At 71.0% G+C, this 12,426-nt stretch carries 14 protein-coding genes; 7 read left to right on the plus strand and 7 right to left on the minus strand.

The window, feature by feature from the left end; genetic code table 11:
* The first annotated feature begins 9 nt into the window (after positions 1 to 9).
* From ABD987_RS30310 to ABD987_RS30320, 3 genes are read left to right on the plus strand one after another with little or no spacing between them, the layout of a single operon-like run.
* Positions 10 to 930 carry an ATP-binding cassette domain-containing protein gene (locus ABD987_RS30310; protein ID WP_345401510.1) on the plus strand — a complete coding sequence of 307 codons (921 nt, stop codon included), beginning with the start codon at positions 10 to 12 and terminating at the stop codon, positions 928 to 930.
* Complete coding sequence (locus tag ABD987_RS30315; RefSeq protein WP_345401513.1) at positions 927 to 1,982, plus strand: alpha/beta hydrolase family protein; 1,056 nt, start codon at positions 927 to 929, stop codon at positions 1,980 to 1,982. The genes ABD987_RS30310 and ABD987_RS30315 overlap by 4 nt, the downstream gene beginning before the upstream one ends.
* Complete coding sequence (locus ABD987_RS30320) at positions 1,979 to 2,767, plus strand: ABC transporter permease subunit (RefSeq protein WP_345401516.1); 789 nt, start codon at positions 1,979 to 1,981, stop codon at positions 2,765 to 2,767. Before ABD987_RS30315 ends, ABD987_RS30320 begins: the two co-directional genes overlap by 4 nt.
* 254 nt (positions 2,768 to 3,021) lie before the next feature.
* Here the strand turns inward: ABD987_RS30320 and ABD987_RS30325 are convergent, their stop codons facing one another.
* The gene (locus ABD987_RS30325) at positions 3,022 to 3,513 is read right to left on the minus strand and encodes a TetR/AcrR family transcriptional regulator (protein WP_345401709.1); all 492 of its coding nucleotides are present in this window, start codon (positions 3,511 to 3,513) and stop codon (positions 3,022 to 3,024) included.
* Positions 3,514 to 3,651: 138 nt separating this feature from the next.
* Here ABD987_RS30325 and ABD987_RS30330 point away from each other — a divergent pair, with 138 nt between their 5' ends.
* Positions 3,652 to 4,806 carry an FAD-dependent monooxygenase gene (locus ABD987_RS30330; RefSeq protein ID WP_345401519.1) on the plus strand — a complete coding sequence of 385 codons (1,155 nt, stop codon included), beginning with the start codon at positions 3,652 to 3,654 and terminating at the stop codon, positions 4,804 to 4,806.
* Here the strand turns inward: ABD987_RS30330 and ABD987_RS30335 are convergent.
* Positions 4,757 to 5,425, minus strand: a complete 669-nt coding sequence (locus tag ABD987_RS30335; protein WP_345401522.1) for a response regulator — start codon at positions 5,423 to 5,425, stop codon at positions 4,757 to 4,759. The two genes, ABD987_RS30330 and ABD987_RS30335, sit on opposite strands and share 50 nt — an antisense overlap.
* On the minus strand, positions 5,403 to 6,995 hold the full coding sequence (locus tag ABD987_RS30340) for a sensor histidine kinase (protein ID WP_345401525.1): 1,593 nt from the start codon (positions 6,993 to 6,995) through the stop codon (positions 5,403 to 5,405). Before ABD987_RS30340 ends, ABD987_RS30335 begins: the two co-directional genes overlap by 23 nt.
* Positions 6,996 to 7,113: 118 nt before the next feature.
* Here ABD987_RS30340 and ABD987_RS30345 point away from each other — a divergent pair, with 118 nt between their 5' ends.
* Both ABD987_RS30345 and ABD987_RS30350 read left to right on the plus strand, forming a co-directional pair.
* On the plus strand, positions 7,114 to 7,323 hold the full coding sequence (locus tag ABD987_RS30345) for a hypothetical protein (RefSeq protein WP_345401528.1): 210 nt from the start codon (positions 7,114 to 7,116) through the stop codon (positions 7,321 to 7,323).
* Positions 7,320 to 8,069: a hypothetical protein gene (locus ABD987_RS30350; RefSeq protein ID WP_345401531.1), complete on the plus strand. Its 750-nt coding sequence runs from the start codon at positions 7,320 to 7,322 to the stop codon at positions 8,067 to 8,069. Before ABD987_RS30345 ends, ABD987_RS30350 begins: the two co-directional genes overlap by 4 nt.
* Here the strand turns inward: ABD987_RS30350 and ABD987_RS30355 are convergent.
* The 3 genes from ABD987_RS30355 to ABD987_RS30365 all read right to left on the minus strand — a co-directional run bounded on the left by ABD987_RS30355 (position 8,051) and on the right by ABD987_RS30365 (position 9,914).
* The gene (locus tag ABD987_RS30355; protein ID WP_345401534.1) at positions 8,051 to 8,272 is read right to left on the minus strand and encodes a hypothetical protein; all 222 of its coding nucleotides are present in this window, start codon (positions 8,270 to 8,272) and stop codon (positions 8,051 to 8,053) included. The two genes, ABD987_RS30350 and ABD987_RS30355, sit on opposite strands and share 19 nt — an antisense overlap.
* Positions 8,273 to 8,282: 10 nt before the next feature.
* Entirely contained in the window at positions 8,283 to 9,410 is a 1,128-nt protein-coding gene (locus tag ABD987_RS30360; RefSeq protein ID WP_345401537.1) for an inorganic phosphate transporter, read from the minus strand.
* Between the two features lie 129 nt (positions 9,411 to 9,539).
* Positions 9,540 to 9,914 carry a winged helix-turn-helix transcriptional regulator gene (locus ABD987_RS30365; protein ID WP_345401540.1) on the minus strand — a complete coding sequence of 125 codons (375 nt, stop codon included), beginning with the start codon at positions 9,912 to 9,914 and terminating at the stop codon, positions 9,540 to 9,542.
* Positions 9,915 to 10,024: 110 nt separating this feature from the next.
* Between ABD987_RS30365 and ABD987_RS30370 the strand changes: the two genes are divergently transcribed.
* Positions 10,025 to 10,864, plus strand: coding sequence for an SDR family oxidoreductase (locus ABD987_RS30370; protein ID WP_345401543.1), 840 nt, complete (start codon positions 10,025 to 10,027; stop codon positions 10,862 to 10,864).
* Positions 10,865 to 10,888: 24 nt separating this feature from the next.
* Here ABD987_RS30370 and ABD987_RS30375 read toward each other — a convergent pair whose 3' ends face one another.
* Positions 10,889 to 12,073, minus strand: coding sequence for an FAD-dependent oxidoreductase (locus ABD987_RS30375; protein ID WP_345401546.1), 1,185 nt, complete (start codon positions 12,071 to 12,073; stop codon positions 10,889 to 10,891).
* Positions 12,074 to 12,426: the final 353 nt, after the last annotated feature.

Genomic DNA, 12,426 nt, shown 5'->3' on the forward strand with positions numbered 1-12,426 from the left:
GGAGGTCTCATGATCACGCTTCGTGGGTTGACGAAGCGCTACGGGGAGAAAACCGTCGTCGACGACCTGACGTTCGCCGTCCCGCCGGGCCGGGTGACCGGCTTCCTCGGGCCGAACGGCGCCGGGAAGTCGACGACGATGCGGATGACGGTCGGGCTCGACGCGCCCCACGCCGGCGAGGTGCTCATCGACGGCAAGCGCTACGCCGAGCTGCGGCATCCGCTGCGCGAGGTCGGCGCGCTGCTGGAGGCGAAGGCGCTGCATCCCGGCCGCAGCGCGGGCAAGCACCTGCTGGCGATGGCGCGCAGCAACGGCATCCCCGCCCGGCGCGTCGAGGAGGCGCTGGCGACCGTCGGGCTGACCGACGTCGCGGGGAAGCGCGCGGGGCAGTTCTCGCTCGGCATGGGCCAGCGGCTCGGGATCGCCGGGGCGCTGCTGGGCGACCCCGGCGTGCTGATGTTCGACGAACCCGTCAACGGTCTCGACCCCGACGGCGTGCGCTGGGTGCGGCAGCTGATGCGCTCGCTCGCCGAGGAGGGCCGGACGGTGTTCGTGTCGAGTCACCTGATGAGTGAGATGCAGCTGACCGCCGACCGGCTCGTGGTGATCGGCAAGGGAAAGCTCCTCGCGGACGCGACGCTCGACGAGTTCATCGCGGCGAATTCGCGGAGCACGGTCGCGGTGCGCGTGCCGGTGCCCGCCGAGCTGCGAAAGCTGGACGAGCGGCTGCGCGACGCCGGAATCACGACCCGGGTGACCGGCGCGGACGAGCTGCTCGCGCACGACGTCGCGGTCGGGACGGTCGGCGATCTCGCACACGAACTGGGTGTCCGGCTGCACGGGCTGGGCGAGCGGACCGCGTCGCTGGAGCAGGCGTACATGGAGCTGACCGCTTCGTCGGTCGAGTACGGGACGGGGGTGGCCGCGTGAACGCGCGACGGCTGATGGTGGTGGTTTCGGTGGTGCTCGCGGGCCTGCTGGGGGTATCCGCGAGCGCGTCCGCTAGTCCGGCGCTGTCCCTGCCCGAGCCCGGCGGGCCGCTCCCGATCGGGCGGCAGGTGGTACATCTCGTAGACACCGGCCGGGCCGACCCGTGGCAGCCCTCGCAACGCCGTGAGCTGATGGTGTCGATGTGGTACCCGGCGGTGCCGGTCGGGAAGCCGTCGACCTGGGTGACGCCCGCCGAGAGCGCCGCGTCGGTCGCCGGGCGGCACCTCGACCTGCCACCGGACACGTTCTCGCGGGTCCGGGTCCACGCACGGGAAAACGCGCCGGTGCTGCCTTCGCCGGGGCGTCCGCTCGTGCTGCTCTCACCGGGCGCGGGCAACAGCCGCTCGACACTGACGTCGCTGGCGGAACGGCTCGCGTCGAAGGGGTACGTCGTCGCGGGTATCGACCACGCCTACGAAAGCTCGGAGGTCGAGTTCCCCGGCGGACGACTGCTGCCGTGTATCCCTTGTGGACAGTCAGGGGACCCGTGGCCGGGCGCGGTCGCCGGCCGGGTGCCGGACGTGTCCTTCGTACTCGACACGCTCCTGCGCGACCGGCGCTGGCCGATCGACCCGGCGAGGATCGGGATGGCGGGGCACTCGGCGGGCGGTTCCGCCACCGCGGCGGCGATGACCTCCGACCGGCGGATCCGCGCCGGCGTGAACATCGACGGCCCGTTGTTCGCACCCGTGTCGATCGACCGGCCGCTCGCGGTGCTGGCGAGCCCGCTGGGCAAGGGCGCCTACGGCGCGAGCTGGACCGAGAACTGGCCGCGGCTGACCGGCTGGAAACAGCGGTTGCTGCTGGAGGACAGCGGCCACTCGACGGGGACGGACGAAGGCATCCTCGTCGACCAGCTCGGCCTGCGCGGCAGCCTGCCGCCGGACCTGCTGCGGAACCAGTACGGCTCGATCGACTCCTCGGTGGGCCTCGACTTCTACCGGGACTACCTGACGAACTTCTTCGACGGCTTCTTGAAGGGGGCACGATGACCAGGGCACAGGTACAAGCCGGTGGTGGTTTTTCCGGCGCGGTGGCCTCGGAATGGACGAAACTCTGGTCGGTGCGGGCGACCTGGTGGTGCCTGTCGAGCGGGGCCGTGCTGCTCCTCGGCTTCTCGGTGATCCTCGGCGTCGTGCAGCGGCTGGCCGCCGACCGGCCACAGGGCGCGCACGAGGTCGCCCTGACCGGCGCGTTCTACCTGGCGCAGTTCGCCGTGGTCGCGCTGGCGACGCTGTCCATCACCGGCGAATACGCGAGCGGCGGCATCCGGTCGACCCTGCAGTGGATCCCGGTGCGCTCGCGCGTGCTGGCGGCGAAGTCCGCGGTGCTGGTGCCGGTCCTGTTCGCCTACGGCGTCGTGCTGGCGCTCGCCTCGATGGCGCTGACGTCGGCGATCAAGGGCTCGCACGGCCTGCCGACCTCGTTCGGCGCGGGCACGACGACCGCGCTCGGCATGGGCGCGTACTTCGCGCTGCTCGGGCTGCTGAGCCTGGGCGTCGGCACCGCGCTGCGGAGCGCGGCGGGCACGCTCGTGACGGTGTTCGTGCTGCTGATGATGCTGCCGCTGCTCGTGGCCGGTTTCGCGGGCCCCGACGTGCCGAACTACTTCCCCGGGATCGCCGGTCTCAACGGGATGCTCGAAACCGGGGCGCGGAACCCGGTGTTCGGCGGGGTCGCGCCGTACGCGTCGTGGGTCGGCACGGTGATCTGCGCGGTCTGGACCGCGGCGTGCCTGCTGATCGGCGCGACGGTGTTCAAACGCCGCGACGCCTGAGCGCCCGCCTCCGGTGGGAGCAAGGGACCTTTACTACCACTCGTTAGCCCCGCTAACCAACGCGAGCAAAGGTCCCTTGCTCCCTTCCCGCAGGTCAGGGGTGGTCCGTGGGGACGTGCTGGTAAGGCCACCTTGAGGGCGTCTGACGCCCTCAAGGTGGCCTTACCAGCACACCCAGCGGCGAGAAGCCTCCAGCGAAAAGCCGTGGCGCAACCAAAAGCGATAGCAAAGGTCCCTTGCTTCGCCGGGGAGGCTCAGGTGTCCAGGGCCAGGGCGGTCACGACCTCCCGGGCGCTGGTGGTCAGTTCCGCCAGGCCGGGGGGCGACACCGAGCCGGTGCCCGCCAGCGCGTCGAAGATGGTGCCTTCGAGCCAGCCGATCAGCAACCGCGTGTGCCGCGCGGGGTCCGGCGAGCCCGCGGCCGCGAGGAACTCGGCGCAGCGCCGCCGGATCCGCAGGCCGCCCTGGTCGTAGACGGCTCGCAACTCCGGGCGCCGGGTGGCCTCCAGCGCGAACTCGTACCGCGCCAGCATCCGGGTCCGCCCCCGCGTGATCGCGCCGTGCGCCGCGCGGGCCAGGTACTCCGCCAGATGACCCGGCGGCGGATCGGCGTCGAGATTGTCGAGTTCGACCATCCGCGCGATCGCGAGCTCCAGCAGCGCCGCCCGCGTACGCGCGTAGTACGACGTCGAGCCGGCGGGCAGGCCCGCGTGGCGGTCCACCGCGCGATGGGTCAGCCCGCGCATGCCCTCGGCCGCGATCACCTCGATCGCGGCGTCGCCGATCGCGCCCACCCGGTCCGGAGTCGTTCCCGCCACAACCGCAGCCTACCGGCCCCTCTACAGGTGTAGAGTTCAGGCTCTACAGACGTAGAGGGAGGCGCCATGGGACACGCGGTCGTGGTGGGCGGCGGCATCGGCGGGTTGAGCGCGGCGGTCGCACTGCACCGGTACGGGTGGCGGGTCACGGTGCTCGAACGCGCGCCGGGGTTCACCGCGATCGGCGCCGGGATCTCCTTGTGGCCCAACGCGGTCCGCGCGCTCGAAACGATCGGCGTCGGTGAACGGCTCGCGCCGCTGCTCTCGGTCCAGCACGGCGGCGGCCTGCGCGACCGCCACGGCCGCCGCCTGACCCGCTGGGACGTCGACGCGCTGACCTCCAGGCAGGGCGGCCCGCTCACCGCCGTGCACCGCGCGGACCTCATCGAAACCCTCCGCGCCGCGCTGCCAGGGGAATGGCTGCGCACCGGCGCCGAGGTGACCGAGGTCCGGCCGGACGGCCGCGTGCGCATCGGTGACGAGGAGTTCCAGGCCGACCTCGTCGTGGCCGCCGACGGCATCCGCAGCCGGATCCGGCAGGCCCTCTGGCCGGATCACCCCGCGCCGGTGTACTGCGGGGGCACCGCCATCCGCGGCATCGCCGAGATGTCCGAGCCCATCGAGCTGAGCACCACCTGGCACCGCGGCGCCGAGGTCGGGGTGATCCCGCTCGTCGACGGCCGCGTCTACTGGTGGGCGGGGTACGTCACCGAGCCCGGGATCCGCCACGCCGACACCAAGACGTATCTGACCGCCCGGTTCGGCGACTGGCACGCCCCGATCCCGGCACTGATCGAGGCGACGCCACCGGAAGCGTTGCTGCACCACGACGTCGACTACCTCGCCACCCCGCTGCCCAGTTACGTCCGCGGCCGGATCGCGATGCTCGGCGACGCCGCGCACGCGATACCGCCGTTCCTCGGGCAGGGCGGATGCCAGGCCATCGAGGACGCCGTCGTGCTGGCCCACTCCGTGTCCACAAAGGACACCATCGACGACGCGCTACGCGAGTACGACGTCCAGCGCAGGGACCGCGGCCGGCGGGTCATGCTGGCGACACTGCGCGCGGGACGAACGGGCATGCTGCTGCGCAATCCCGTCGCCACCACGATCCGCGCCGCGCTGCTCCGCGTGATACCGGCCTCGATCGCGGCCCGCGCCAACGGCGCCATCACCCGGTGGGAGCCTCCCCGTCCACCAGCCCAGCCTCGTACGCGGTGATCGCGGCCTGCACCCGGTTCCGCGCGCCGAGCCGGTTCAGGATCGTGCTGACATGGGCCTTGACCGTGCCCTCCACCACGAACATCTTCGCCGCGATGTCCGCATTGGACAGTCCGGCGGCCAGCAGGGTCAGCACTTCCCGCTCGCGCGGCGTCAGCGCGGCCACCCGCGAACGGGCCGCCGCGCCCCTGGCCAGCTGCCCGCCCGAGAGCCGCGCGATCACCCGCTGCGCCACCTTCGGGGAAAGGAACGCGGCGCCGTCGGCCACCGCGTGGATGCCGGCGAGCAGTTCCCGCGGATCCCCGGACTTCAACAGGAACCCGCTCGCGCCGAGCCCCAGCGCGCGTTCGATGTAGGCGTCCTCGCCGAACGTGGTCAGCATGATCACCCCGGTGTCCGGCAGCACGCGGCGGATCTCCTCGGCCGCGCCGAGCCCGTCGAGCACCGGCATCCGGATGTCGAGCAGCACGACGTCCGGCCGGACCGCCAGCGCCTGGTCGACGGCCTCGCGCCCGGTGCCCGCCTCGGCGACGACCTCGATCGTGTCGTCGGCGGCGAGGATCGCCGCCACCCCGGCACGCATCAGCGCCTCGTCGTCAGCCAGCACCACCCTGATCACGCGGCCCCCTCGTCTCGTCCTCGCTCAGCACGTCCTTCGACACCAGTATGTCGTTCGTGAAACACAGCCGATACGCCTCATAGTTCGCGTTGAGCAAGGTGCGCTCGGTGCCGTAGTAGAGACACTGCGCGTCCGGCGGCGCCACCGGCCAGCCGGTCCTTGGCCGCGCGACCCGTTCCCGCGCCGGGAGCAGCGGGCCGATCTGCGCGCGATGCTGGCCGACCTGGAGCTGCGCGTAGCTCGCCGCGGGCAGCTCCGAGCCGTACCACTGGTAGAGGAACGCCACCCCGGTCACCGCCAGCACGACGGCGAACAGCCCCAGCGGCACGGCGAACGCCTGGATCAGGCTGCGCCGCACGTCCCGGCGGGCCAGCACCAGTTCCCTCGCCGACGTCGACTCCTCGGCCTCGACCGTCTCCCCGCTCGCCGCGGCGGGCGCGGCGTCGTGCGGCACGGTCGCGGCGACCTCGAAACCACCGTCCTTCGGCCCGGCACGCAACGCCCCGCCGACCAGCCGGACCCGCTCCCGCAGGCCGATGAGCCCGCGCCGCCCCGAGGACGCGCCGGGCAGCGGCCCGGCCGGGCGCGCCTGGTTGGTCACCCGCACCTCGGTCGCGTCACCGGTGTGGGAGACCGCCACCGTGACCGCGGCGCCGGGAGCGTGCTTCGCGACGTTGGTAAGCGCTTCCTGCACGACGCGGTACACCGCGAGCCGGACCATCGGCGGCGCGTCCGGCGCACCGTCCACTCGCGACTCGATGAGCATCCCGGACGAACGCGCGCGGTCGATCAGCTCGCCGAGATCGCCCTGCACGGGTTCGACCGGCGCGGCGTCCTCCCGCAGCACGCCGATGATCTCCCGGAGCCGCTCGGTGGCCGTGGCGGCGTTCTGCCGCAACTCCCCCGCGGCCGCGCGCTGCGTCTCGTCGAGCCCACCCGCCACCTCCAGCGCCGCCGCCCGCACGGCCAGCAGGGTCAGCTCGTGCCCGAGCGAATCGTGCATGTCGCTGGCGATCCGGGTGCGCTCCCGCAGCCGGGCCTGATCGGCGATGATCTTCTGACGGCTCTCCATCTCCTCGGCCCGCCGCCAGCCGGTGCGCGCCAGGTCGCCCCGCAGCCGGATGTACCGGCCCAGCAGCCACGGCGTGACCGACGCGAAGACCACCGTACCCACCATGGCGCCCCAGTCGGACAACCCGGAATCGCCGAAGACCAGGCAGAACGGGAGGCCGATCGCCGCGATCACGCCGAAGGCGACCAGCATCGGGCGGCCCTCGGGCATCCGCAGCCCGGCGAGGTAGCTCATGGCGACCATCAGGAAGATCTCCCAGATCGGCACGCGCCCGCCGAAGGAGAACGGGATGACGAACGCCCCGCACATCGCGGTGCCCAGCGACACCACCGGGTACTTCCGGGCGGTGGCCACCGCGACCGTCACCGCGGTGAGCCCGCCCACCAGCTCCCAGACGACCGGATTGCCCGCGCTGTCGACCCGGACGAGCCCCGCGAGCACCAGCCACAGGAGGACGTCCAGGACCACCCGCCACCTGCGCTTGGTTCGCTCCCGCACGATCCCGACGCTACAAGCCCGCCCCCGGGCGCACCATTGGTCGAAAGTAACCGGTCCCGATGCCGACCGATGTGCGTATTCGCGCGTTGACCAGCCGGATGGGGCATGATTACGCACCATGGCCGAGCGCACACTCGCCGATCAGCTCGGCGGTTACCTCCCCGAGGGCATCGAAGCCCTCGACGAGGACGAGAAGCAGGATCTCGCCGACTCGCTGCACGACGCGCGGCGGCGGCAGTCGAAGCATCTCGCCCAGGCGGGCGAGGAAGCGCTGCGCTACGTCCCGGCACTGCTGCGCGGCGCAGTCCGCAAGGCGGTGGGCCTGTGACCGCGGGAAACTTCGCCGCCCGCGCCGAGATCCTCAAGCTCGCGCGCGTGCTCGGCGTCGAACCGGAGAACCTGGACTACCTCGAACGCGTCGACGAGGACGATCTGCGTGCCTTCCGCGAACAGGTCACCGACACCCTGTTCGACGCGAACCTCGTCGTGCTGCAACGCATGGCGCTGGCCAGCAGGCTGCTGCCCGGCGCGGTGCTGGCGAAGATCGCCGAGCGCGTCTTCGGCCCGATGCTGTGCGCGCGGATCGCCGGGCTCGTCGACGTCAACCGCGGCATCGACGTGGCGAAACGGCTCTCGCCGAGGTTCCTCGCCGAGGTCGCCGCGGAACTCGACCCGCGACGGGCGAGCGCGATCATCGCCCGTATCCCGCTGGACACGGTCGTCGAGGTGGCGCGGGAACTGACGCGGCGCGAGGACTGGATCACGCTCGGACGGTTCGTCGGTCACCTGCCGGACGCGACGGTCCAGCGCAGTCTCGAAGTCGTCGGCGACGCGGACCTGCTGCGGATCGCCTTCGTGCTGGACGACAAGAGCCGGATCGACCACGTCGTCGCGCTGCTCCCGGCGGGCAGGCTGACGAAGGTGCTGCGCGCCACCGTGGACGACGAGGACCTGTGGGACCCCGCGCTCGATCTGATCACCCACCTGAACGACGCGCGGCTGGACACCGTGCTCGCCCTCGTCGACGAGCTGCCCGCCGGGCTGCGCGAACGGGTTCAGGCGACGATCAGGTAGACCCCGTAACACACGACCGCCGCGCACACGGCGAAACAGGCGACCGCGCCGGTCAGCGCCGCCGTGCCGCTGCGGCCCGCCTCCCGGGCCGTGACCCGTTCGGCGAGCCCGCGCACGCCGAAGGAGAACAGCGTCGCCAGCACCGCGACCGTGCCCAGCGCGATGGCGAACACGATCCCGAGCGCACCCCAATCGATCTTCACGACGCTCCCCTCACGCCGCGACCGGGTGCGGCTGCTCGTTTTCCGGCTCGTTGATCGTCTTCGCGGTGACCGGGTTGCGCTTGGACGCGAGGTAGATGCCGAGCGCGACGAGGACACCGGCGGTGCCCACGAGGATGGTTCCCCAGCTCCCCCGCATCGACACCTCGGCGGCGATCGCGCCGACGATCGCCGCCGCCGGCAGCGTCAGCGCCCAGGCGATCACCATCTTGCCCGCGACACCCCAGCGGACCTCGGCGAGCTTGCGGCCGATCCCGGACCCGATGACGCCGCCCGAGCACACGTGCGTCGTGGACAGCGCGAACCCGAGGTGCGAGGAGGCGAGGATGACCGCGGCGGCGCTCGTCTCGGCGGCGAACCCTTGCGGCGTCTGGATTTCGGTGAGCTTCTTGCCCATGGTCTGGATGATGCGCCAGCCGCCGAGGTAGGTGCCGAGCGCGATCGCCGCGCCGGCACTCAGGATCACCCACAGCGGCGGCGCCGAACCGGGGGCGAGCGAGCCCGACGCGATCAGCGTCAAGGTGATCACGCCCATCGTCTTCTGCGCGTCGTTCGTGCCGTGCGCCAGCGAAACCAAGGAAGCCGACAGCACCTGGCCGGTCTTGAACGTCCTGCCGACGACGTCCTGCCGCGCCTTCGCGGTGATGCGGTAGACGAGGAACGTGCCCACGATCGCCACGATGCCCGCGACGAGCGGCGACGCGAGCGCCGGGATGAGCACCTTCTCGACGACCTTCGCGAAGTGCACCGCGTCCGCGCCGGAAGCGATCCACGTCGCCCCGATCAGCCCGCCGAACAGCGCGTGCGAGGAACTCGACGGCAGCCCGACCAGCCAGGTCAGCAGATTCCAGACGATCGCGCCGACCAGCCCGGCGAAGATGATCACCGGCGTCACCTTGGCGTCGTCCACGATCCCGCCCGAGATCGTCTTCGCCACTTCGACCGAGAGGAACGCGCCGACCAGGTTCAGCACCGCGGAAATCGCCACCGCGACTCTGGGCCGCAGCGCCCCGGTGGCGATCGACGTCGCCATCGCGTTGGCGGTGTCGTGGAAGCCGTTGGTGAAGTCGAACGCGAGCGCCGCGATGATCACCACGAGCACGATCAGCGAGAAGTCCATGTGTTCCCCCGTCGCGAGACGGACTTCGATCGGTTTTGACGCTACTCACCGATCGGGTCGCGTCCGATCCCGCGCGCGTGTCGGGTTACTGAACTCTGCGTGAACCAGGGCCGGGGAGTCCTTTGTGGACTAGTCCGGCCGGTTGTCGTAGGACGCGCGGGCGGCGTGGACGCGGGACGCGTTGGCCCGGGACCAGTCGGCAATCGCGGTGGTGAGGGCGCCCGCCTCGATACCGAGGGCGGTGAGGCCGTACTCGACGCGCGGCGGGATGGTCGGGTAGACGGTGCGGCTGACCAGCCCGTCGCGTTCGAGATTGCGGAGCGCCTGCGTGAGGGACTTCTGGGTCACGCCCTCGATGCGGCGGCGCAACTCGGTGAAGCGCAGCGGCCGCTCGTGCTGTCGAAGCAGGCCGAGGATGTAGAGCGACCACTTGTTGGCCAGCACGTCCACCACGGTGCGCGACGGGCAGGCCTTCGCGTACACAAATCCAGAGTCGGTATCCATCAGGTACCTATATATCGCGAAGGTGCCTACTTCACAACTGATACCACCCGGGTACATGATCGAGTACAGGACATTCGCGCAGCTCGACGGCGCGACCGAAGGAGAACATCATGATCTTGGTTACCGGCGCGACCGGCACAGTGGGCTCGGAAGCCGTCCGGCTGCTCGCCGCGCAGCACCATCCCACGCGGGCACTGGTCCGTGACCCGTCCCGCGCCACCGGGAACGGCGTGGAAATCGTCACCGGCGACTTCGATCGTCCGGACACCCTGGACGCGGCGATGCGTGACGCCGACACCGTCCTGCTCATCAGCCCGGCCGTGCCCGCTCAGGAGATCGCGGTCATCGACAGCGCCGCCCGCCGGGGAGTGACACACATCGTCAAGATCACCAACAACAAGGCTTCAGCCGACTCCCCGGTCGACCGGCGACGAGACCACGCGCGGGTCGAGGCGCACCTGAAGTCCAGCGGACTCGGGTACACGCTGCTCGCGCCGAACCTCTACCTGCAGAACCTTCTCGCCTTCGCCCCGTCGATCAAACAGACGCGGGGTTTCACCATGTCGGCGGGCGACGGCAAGGCCGGGATGATCGACACCCGCGACGTCGCCGCCGCAGCAGCGGCCATCGCCGTCAAGCCCACGGACCACGCGGGACGCACCTACCTGCTGACCGGCCCCGAGCTGATCACCTACACCGACGTCGCGAAGGAACTAAGCGACGCACTGGGACACGAGGTCGAGTACCGCCGGATTTCTCCTGACGAACATCGGCAAGCCATGATCCGAGCAGGTGTCCCCGAGGCCGTCGCCACCTCGAACGCCCAGGTGTTCGGGCTGATCGCCGAAGGTGATGCGGCGTGGCTGTCCGACGACGTCGCGTCGATCACCGGCGCCCCGCCACGCAGCCTGCGCACCTTCATCGCCGACCACAGCGCCGCCTTCGCCTGAGGCCACTGGAAAACCGCGATTCGTTCAGCTCGCGGCGGGCAGCGGGTCCTGCCCCAGGAAACGTTGCCCGTTCGCCGCGGACTCCCGCACCGCCGCGAAGCCGTGGCGCCGCATCTCCGCCTCGTACTCGCCGATGGCGCCGGGCTTCCCGCTGCTCAGCGCGGCGGCGAGCGCGGCACCGTCCCGCATGGCCATGTTCACCCCGGCGCCGGCGGCCGGGCTCATCGCGTGGATCGCGTCGCCGAGCAGGGTCACCGAGGTGGGCTCCCAGGGATCGATCGGCACGCTGGTCCGGATCGAGATGAGGAACGCCGATTCCGGGATCCAGCTTTCGACCATCCGGATCACCCTCGGATGCCAGCCCTTGATCCGGCCGAGCACCAGTTCCCGCATCGCCTCCCCGGACAACGCCCGGAGTTCGTCGTCGGACTGGGCGAAGGTTTCCTTGCGGGCACCGAACGCGCAGGTCATGTACGGCTCGTGGTCGCGGAGCCGCAGCGAGGGCGCCAGGCGCGCGCAGGCCTCGGCGACCGGCTCGGGATAGTCGACCGGCGCGACGCCGATCATCGACTTGTCCGGCCCGGAGATGAAGCTGAACACCGCGTACATGGCGGGGTCGAACAGTTCCCGGGTCTCGGCGGTGAGCGGGATCTTGCCGTACAGCTGACGCAGACCGGTGTCGACGACCCTCGCGTGCGGCAGATACTGGCGGCGCACCGGCGAATTCACCCCGTCGGCGCCGACGAGCACCGCGCCCCGCGCCTCGGTCCCGTCCGCGAACTGCGCGATCACCGTGGCACCACGCCGTTCGTAGCGGACGAACTCCTTGCCGAAATGGACGTTTTCGAGTCCTTCGAGCAGGATCTGCCGGAGGGTGAACCGGTTGATGTTGAGCTGGACCGACCGGCGCTCCAGCCCGAGATCGGCGACGGGCGTGAGCTGGGTGTCGTAGACCGGGGTGCTGGCCCTCGGGCGGCCGGAGGTGGCGCGGAACAGTTCGTGCAGGTGAGCCGGGAGCACGGCGCGCAGCGCGTCGTCACCACGGGAGTCGATGTGCAGCCGATAGCCCTGACGGCGAAACTCCGGTGAGGGGTCGCTTTCGTAGACAGCGTAAGGAATTCCTGCCTTGCGCAGTCCCTGGGCCAGACAGAGTCCGCCGAGCCCGGCGCCGATCACGAGGACGACGTCTTCGGGCATACTTCCAGCCATGGATGGGTCCCTTCCGTACCAGTGATGGTTCGAGAGGGACGCACTGGGCAGGCCCGCTTCGCTGGGGGCGCTCGGAAATACGCGATCACGCGGTCCGGCCTAACCCATACCGGACAATGGTCTTTCGCGCGTCCTTTCCCTTTCACGCTAGCGCAACCGTCGACTTCCCCGCCAGCGTTTTCCGCGCCACCGCCGCCGCTTCCACTGCCCTGCCACCGGGCGCCCGGGTGGTCCGTGGGGGCCTCCCCGAGGGACCCAGAGTCCCTCGATGCGTCCCCCACGGACCTCCCGACCTGCGGCGGGAGAGCAAGGGACCTTTGCTATCGTCCGTTGGCAAGCTGACGTTTAGCGCA

This window comes from Amycolatopsis samaneae, from assembly GCF_039541975.1.
Lineage (GTDB): Bacteria > Actinomycetota > Actinomycetes > Mycobacteriales > Pseudonocardiaceae > Amycolatopsis > Amycolatopsis samaneae.

Excerpts from the sequence above, each read along its gene's own strand:
- ABD987_RS30310 (WP_345401510.1), top strand. The coding sequence starts at position 10 with ATGATCACGCTTCGTGGGTTGACGAAGCGCTACGGGGAGAAAACCGTC.
- ABD987_RS30320 (WP_345401516.1), top strand. The coding sequence starts at position 1,979 with ATGACCAGGGCACAGGTACAAGCCGGTGGTGGTTTTTCCGGCGCGGTG.
- ABD987_RS30325 (WP_345401709.1), bottom strand. The coding sequence starts at position 3,513 with ATGCGCGGGCTGACCCATCGCGCGGTGGACCGCCACGCGGGCCTGCCC.
- ABD987_RS30330 (WP_345401519.1), top strand. The coding sequence starts at position 3,652 with ATGGGACACGCGGTCGTGGTGGGCGGCGGCATCGGCGGGTTGAGCGCG.
- ABD987_RS30345 (WP_345401528.1), top strand. The coding sequence starts at position 7,114 with ATGGCCGAGCGCACACTCGCCGATCAGCTCGGCGGTTACCTCCCCGAG.
- ABD987_RS30360 (WP_345401537.1), bottom strand. The coding sequence starts at position 9,410 with ATGGACTTCTCGCTGATCGTGCTCGTGGTGATCATCGCGGCGCTCGCG.
- ABD987_RS30365 (WP_345401540.1), bottom strand. The coding sequence starts at position 9,914 with ATGGATACCGACTCTGGATTTGTGTACGCGAAGGCCTGCCCGTCGCGC.
- ABD987_RS30370 (WP_345401543.1), top strand. The coding sequence starts at position 10,025 with ATGATCTTGGTTACCGGCGCGACCGGCACAGTGGGCTCGGAAGCCGTC.
- ABD987_RS30375 (WP_345401546.1), bottom strand. The coding sequence starts at position 12,073 with ATGGCTGGAAGTATGCCCGAAGACGTCGTCCTCGTGATCGGCGCCGGG.